Genomic DNA, 6,643 nt, shown 5'->3' on the forward strand with positions numbered 1-6,643 from the left:
GGGTGTTGCGCGACAAACGTATAAAAATCATTTTCCCCAGCATAACCTGTAATGCTGGTATCTCCATTACTGTCCAGTGAAACCGCAGTGGCTCCCGTTCGAGAGTTACCCGCATCACCACCACTGATAGTGGTACCGTTAACTATATCATTAACAGCAGCGACTGTATTGATACTCAAATTATAATCTGATGTATTACTTTTATAAGGATCGACCTTGACGTAATAGATCTCTCCTGAGGTGAGATTATAGGATATAGATTCACTGGAACTTCCACCCGAATATGAGGAATGCGAAGAGGAGGAATCCAACCGTGATCCAGAGCTGCTCAATAACCTTAAATCAATATCTGAACTCAATCCCGTTAAATCAATGGTCGCGGTGCCAGGGTGTTGCGCAACAAACGTATAAAAATCATTTTCCCCAGCATAACCTGTAATGCTGGCATCTCCATTACTGTCCAGTGAAACCGCAGCGGCTCCCGTTCGAGAGTCACCTGCATCACCACCACTAACGATTTCACCATTAATTATATCATTATTGGTACTGGGAACAGGTGTGACAGCAGCGACTGTATTGATACTCAAATTATAATCTGAGGTAGATGTGCCATCAGGATCGACATTGACGTAATAGGTCTCTCCTGAGGTGAGATTATAGGATACAGATTCACTGGAACTTCCACTCAGGTGTGAGACAGCTAACAATCCTATAGGGTTCGCAGAGTTCTCATCAGGGCTCTCCCTGAGATCTAAATCAATATTTGAACTCAATCCCGTTAAACTAATGGTCGCGGTGCCACTGCTTTGCGCGACAAACTTATAATAATCATTATCACCAGCATAACCTGTAATGCTGGCATCTCCATTACTGTCTAGTGAAACCGCAGTGGCTCCCGTTCGAGAGTCACCTGCATCACCACCACTAACGGTGGTCCCGTTAATTATATCATAGCCTTCAGACGTGGTGAAGTTATACGTGTCTGAACCGCTAATGCCAGCAAAGTCGTTGCCGCTCATATCAGTGATCACTCCAGCAGCAAGGTTGACGTAGTAGCTGCTGTCGGAACTCAGATCGTCGGTGGGGTTGATGGTGACAGTATCGTTCGAAAAGGTGACCTGGTCATCGGTGACTGCAATGTTCTGGGCCAGCGTGCCGTTGTCATTGTAGATAAGGATGTTGCCTGTGCCCGCCTGGACCGCTTCACTAAAGGTCAGTGTAATATTGCTGTTTACCTCGACGTCAGTGGCGTTGTCAGTTGGAGTGAGACTGCTCAAAGTCGGGGCAACATCAAAAATTCGGACTATGGAGTAAGGATCCGCTACGGTTCCGTCCGAATTCGTCCCCCCGATTCCGTTCGAGAAGTCTTCAATAGAGGCCTGAAATTTTGCCCGAGCATTCATATCAGAAGATGCCTCTCCCCAGGGATTACGAATCGTGAAGGTGACTTGGTCGTTGTCGTCCAAGTTGTAGCCCAAGACCATAAAGGCATGAGAATCTTTAAATAATGTCAAACCATTATCATCAGTAGTAGTCTGTTCGCTAGCAAAGTAGACAATCGAACCCGCATCCAATGCTTCTATGAGGCTGTCTTCAGCTTCATTTTCCCAAACAGGATCGGAATCTGCTGTAAATTTATAAGAAGCACTCTGTTCAAGATTCGTAATTTGTGATATAGCATATGAAGTGCCACTGCTGATAGTACTGTAATCATTAACCCTATCATTCTGTAATTGATCTTGTACCTGAACGAAGGCTTTTTCCATAAGCGATGTCCATGATTCACCGCTCAATTCATCTGAATCATTGCCGCAAAAGACAACACCACTACCGTTTATAGGAATACTTGCGTTTACCGTTGTGTATATCGGTTCACCCTCGTAAAAAAATCTGACGCCATAGATTCCATTGTAGTTTTCAGTAAAAGCCTCATAGATATATTGTGGTTGTGATTCTGCGATAGCTCCCATGGATGTGACAAAATAGCAATCCCCCAGAGAGCCCTGGTTAACATCGGAAGCGGCGACTCCATCAACGAATAAGTCGCCGGTTGCTGTTCCATAGGAGTATGCAGTCCCGGGAAGGTCAAGACCCTCGAACCATTCGTCGATCAAGCTTTCACCAACATATTCAGAGGAACCAGCAGAAAGATTGCCGATAGTATCCGTCGATGACGTCCCTCCCCACCATGTCGCATTGGCGGGGTTGCCGTTAATCACTGCATCTGTAATATATCTCACGTAGTCATTTGAAAATAAACTGATGGAATTATCATAGAATGTCTGAAGATCACTGAACTCAAAAGCCGTGATTCCATCTTCAACTGCTGTTTCCAGCAGATTAAAAACTTCCTGAAAATTAAAGATGCTATCTGCTAATGCGTCAGTGATGAGAGTGCTCAACGAGACACTTGCAAGCGTGTTGTACCAGGACAGAGAACCTTGCCAGCTTGTTTCCAGTATATTGAGGGAATCTGATGTTTCAATGCTTCCTGTACTGGCTTCCAGTACCCAATCGTTCTCTGGCAGGCCGCTGCCTGTGGAGTTGGTGGATGCAGCCACATCTGCAGAGGAAAATTCTGCCAATTGCTGGATAAACGTTTCCCCTTTTTCCCCCTCCGCCACATTGCATCCGTATAAAAAAATGTCTCCGGTCTCGTTAAGACTCTGGCCAATTTTGATCCATACATCCTTTTGTGCCTGCATGCTTTCAATGTCAACGACGTCTCTGCCAAGGTAAAGATTCCCGCTGCTGCCATGCGAAATGACATGCAAGGCGTCATATCCCTCTCGATCTTCCAGATAGTCAGCAATCTGTTCTACCCCGTTATGTGTTGAATCAATAAACAATACTTCGGCGTCTTCAGGAAGACCGGGAAGCAGGGATTCATAATTTTCAACCTTGTCATCAACAATAATAAGCGTAGACATATAACCTCCAAAATGGATTGCTAACCTGAATTTTAGAATTTCTATAAAAGCTTAACCATACCCAGGTGGTGACCAGAAATAACAAATTCATTATACATATTTTATGACAACAACAAAATACAACCTGATGGAATGCTGGATGAGTACAATAAGTGCAACAGCGTTTTATGAAAAAGAGTGAGCTGCCGGTATGGTTACGTCACCACAACTTAACCGGAGGTTACCATGCACAGATGTACAAGTCCTGGGCGCATTCCCATTTTCCCGGTCAATAAGAACTGTCCGCTAAAACTCACTAAATAAACAAAAAATCAAACAGTTATACATCAAATCATTTCAGTATAATTTTAAGATAAACTCTCATTACGCCTCAACCAGGTGAAATTTTCAGACATAAATTAGCTAAAACCCTCAATTTTGCTAGGTTTAGCCTGCCGGGAAAATGGGAATGGCGTGCCTCTTAATTGCTCTAACTTGCTTATTTTGTGTTATTTTTCACAACAAACTCTCTTCTGGACTGATATTGTTGCTTTTTATGTTTATGGGTAACCGGCTTATGGTAGCCGGGAAAATGGGAATGCGCCCCAAGTCCTTGCTACCAACAGATCACTCTTTTAGAAAGGTACCAGATCAGTGCATTTCTTCAAACAGGAAGATTTCAGGCTGATATTGCTGATACGTTGAATCGTTCTAAAAATACGATTTCACGTGAAATTAATCGCAACTCTTTTGAAGGAATCTATGATCCCTGTGTTGCTCATGTCATCGCGATGACCAGACGAAAATCTGCTGAGAAGGTCACAAAACAAAACCCTGAAGTATTGCAGATTGTACAAAAGTGGCTCCGACTGGGGTGGTCCCCAAATTCTATAAGCTCTCGATTTTCTGTTGAATTACCTCTACAAAAACATGTTTGCCATACGGCGGTTTATGACTGGATTTATAAAGACCGGCAAAAAGGAGGAAAACTCCACACGTATCTCCCACAGTATGGCAAACGTCGGTGGAAAGGGGGGAAACGTAAACGAGCCGGGGTTTCTCTTATCCCTGACCGCGTAGACATCGCAGAACGTCCTCAGATCGTGAATGAGAGGAAGCGGATTGGAGATTGGGAAGGAGATACTGTTTATGGGCAGAATGCGTCCATTGTTACCCTTGTGGAGCGTACCAGTCGTTTCACGCTTTGTACCCGAACACAGACGAAGTGCAAGGATGAGGTTGCTTCAGTTATAAATGGCCTTTTCGACACAATTACGGGTCGTAAGGAAACATTGACTCTGGACAATGGGAGCGAATTTGCGGCTCACGCCAAAGTCAATACACGCCATTCCATCGATGTCTTTTTTGCAAAACCATAGCAGGCTGGCAGAGAGGAACAAATGAAAATACTAATGGCAGACTCAGAAGACTTTGGCCAAAAAAATTGATATGGCGACTCTGTCTCAAGAGAAAATAGACAACGGAGTTCTGTTGTTGAATTTGACACCGAGAAAGGTCTTAAAAGGGCTAACCCCGCTGGAAGTCTTCACTGGCAAACGTGTTGCACTTATTACTTGAATCCAGCGTTCTTTATAGAGCCCTTTTCTTCGACAATATTCACTGAGTTGGATCTCGTTAAAAGAGGCTGACTCTATGATAGTCGCCAACTTATCCTCAGCGCTCCAGATCTCTGATTTCTTTTTCTTTGCTGGCACAGCCACCCCCTGGTTTTGATAATCTTTTTTCCATTTGTAGAGTGTAACACCCGAAACTCCGGTTTCTCTACATAATTGTGAAACAGATGTCGGATAAGGTGGCATCATCTTCTTGATCACAGCGTCTTTGAACTCTGTGGTGTATCGTTTGGACATTCTTCCATCTCACTTCGCCCTTGGATTTATACTGATTTTTTGAAGCGAAAAGTATCCTGACAGATGGACAGAGTGAATATTATTGATAATCAGTTCTGTCGCCCATCTTCTTCGTTACCGTCAAAAATTTATCCTCGGAGGTAAGCGCCAAACTCCGATATCAGACATATACCTGTGGTAAATTTTCTTCTGTGCCTCGAATATGAACGAAATACAAGATTATTCAGGGAACCCTACTGTCAATGCCATCAGACAAGGCATGCCTTGTGTGGGGCTCTACACGACAACATTGCGCATTGCTGGTGACGCGCGTCCTATATACTGCGTCACTCAAAGGTGACCATATACTCTGATATCATTGCCCGGTTTATCGGTTTTGAGGTGCAGCGGATTTTCATTGTTTCGTATCCGGCAACGGTTGCCATTTCCGTTACGGTTGCCGGATACGAAATAATCCCACCGTTGCAGCTGCGACAATCACTAATTCGTATCATGCCTATAGTCCTGGCTGGTGAAGCGATACTCTTTTTAATTTCTAATTATCGATATATTAGTAAGTTAGCAGTATATGCCAGCTCAACTCAGCTGCTATGCACTATAAGAGAGGAAAACAGGGCTTAAAATACGGTTAAGAGTTCAGTTCTCGGGACCTCACTGAAGTGCTACGCCTCCACTGAGGTGCCAGGCATCATGTTACGCGACGTCATCCCCGAGAGGAATCACAGTAGAAACCCCTGCCAAAATAATATCCTCATCACTTGTGGTATCGAGAGGAAATAGAGCAGTAATCTCTTTCAAAACCCGAGCCTCAACCTCTGGACTGTTATCAATTGTGCCATGAACAAGATCTGTTCCCCAATCTTCTTCCAGAGTGACATTTCTCTCAAAACCAGACTGTGTTGTATCTTCTCCAGGACCACCCTCAGTAGGACTTATCTGATTATTTTCATATAAATTTAAATGATAGTCAGATCCAATAGGACGTCTAGTCTCAGCCATAGACGTCACTCTAGCTTGCTCAACCGCATCAATATAAGCAGTAAAAAGTTTATATTTATCTGTATCACCAAAATCAATATCAGAAAGGTCCTTGGCCAAGTCATAAACAGATCCACCTCCATGGCTATAGCCAATCATACCAATTTTAGTTACAGATCGATTATTAATTCCGTCAACTATTTCATTTAAGACTGACTCTAAACTTTCAGTCGACCCCGGCTCAGTATTATCTGTAGTGCTAAGATCTGCATATCCTACACCATCTGGTTCCTCAACATAATGAACATCATATCCCATTTGTAAGAGATCATAAGAAATCTGTGACAAACCATAACAATCGCCATCAAGCGGCCCATTTACTTCCCCAGAGTCATTAATAGTAATAGGCTTAAAAGGGTCCTGTTTTTCTCCTGAGATAACCACAACGATATTATCAAAGGGATGGAATGTAATCGTATCGTCCGGGCCAGCAGCGCTTGAATTAGAACGAACAGAAAGGGTTGGATTGGTAGCGACATCTCCTCTCCATTCTGCCCATAAAGTGCAGTTAAAAGATATAGTGGCTTCATTGTTAGAAAAATCAAATTCATTAATTTTATATTTATCCCAATATAGATGAAGGGAGCTATCACTACGTGTTAATGTACCAGCGATTCCCGGGCACCCCTGAAACCCAGCAATAGCGTAGTTTTTAAAAAAAGTCTTCGTAAACATTTCAGAAGTTAAGGTAAAATTTTCCTTGACATATCGATGCGATTGTAATCGTCTTTTTGTAAGCAATATTAAAACCTTACAAGGAGGCTGCAATGTCCCGTCACATAAAAGAAACTATAAAAAGCCACAGACGAAAAATGGCCCAAACTG

Annotated in this window: 4 protein-coding genes and 1 pseudogene; 1 reads left to right on the plus strand and 4 read right to left on the minus strand. The window is 43.2% G+C overall.

Annotated elements, in window-relative coordinates; genetic code table 11:
* The coding region (locus tag JWG39_RS15640) for a DUF4347 domain-containing protein (RefSeq protein WP_205220379.1) at positions 1-2,930 on the minus strand (2,930 nt) is incomplete at its 3' end.
* 605 nt (positions 2,931-3,535) lie between these two features.
* On the opposite strand from JWG39_RS15640, the pseudogene JWG39_RS15645 reads away from it, so the two are divergent.
* Positions 3,536-4,487, plus strand: a pseudogene (locus JWG39_RS15645) (IS30 family transposase).
* Here the strand turns inward: JWG39_RS15645 and JWG39_RS15650 are convergent.
* The 3 genes from JWG39_RS15650 to JWG39_RS15660 form a co-directional block, all read right to left on the minus strand.
* The gene (locus JWG39_RS15650; protein ID WP_205220381.1) at positions 4,373-4,780 is read right to left on the minus strand and encodes a transposase; all 408 of its coding nucleotides are present in this window, start codon (positions 4,778-4,780) and stop codon (positions 4,373-4,375) included. The pseudogene JWG39_RS15645 and the gene JWG39_RS15650 sit on opposite strands and share 115 nt — an antisense overlap.
* Before the next feature lie 326 nt (positions 4,781-5,106).
* Positions 5,107-5,274, minus strand: coding sequence for a hypothetical protein (locus JWG39_RS15655; RefSeq protein WP_205220382.1), 168 nt, complete (start codon positions 5,272-5,274; stop codon positions 5,107-5,109).
* 199 nt (positions 5,275-5,473) lie between these two features.
* Positions 5,474-6,559, minus strand: a complete 1,086-nt coding sequence (locus JWG39_RS15660; RefSeq protein WP_205220383.1) for a hypothetical protein — start codon at positions 6,557-6,559, stop codon at positions 5,474-5,476.
* Between the last annotated feature and the right edge of the window lie 84 nt (positions 6,560-6,643).

Source organism: Desulforhopalus vacuolatus, assembly GCF_016918505.1.
GTDB classification, from domain to species: Bacteria; Desulfobacterota; Desulfobulbia; order Desulfobulbales; family Desulfocapsaceae; genus Desulforhopalus; species Desulforhopalus vacuolatus.

Bases quoted from the DNA above. Each gene is read 5' to 3' on its own strand.
- JWG39_RS15655 (WP_205220382.1), bottom strand. From the start codon at position 5,274: ATGATACGAATTAGTGATTGTCGCAGCTGCAACGGTGGGATTATTTCG.
- JWG39_RS15650 (WP_205220381.1), bottom strand. From the start codon at position 4,780: ATGTCCAAACGATACACCACAGAGTTCAAAGACGCTGTGATCAAGAAG.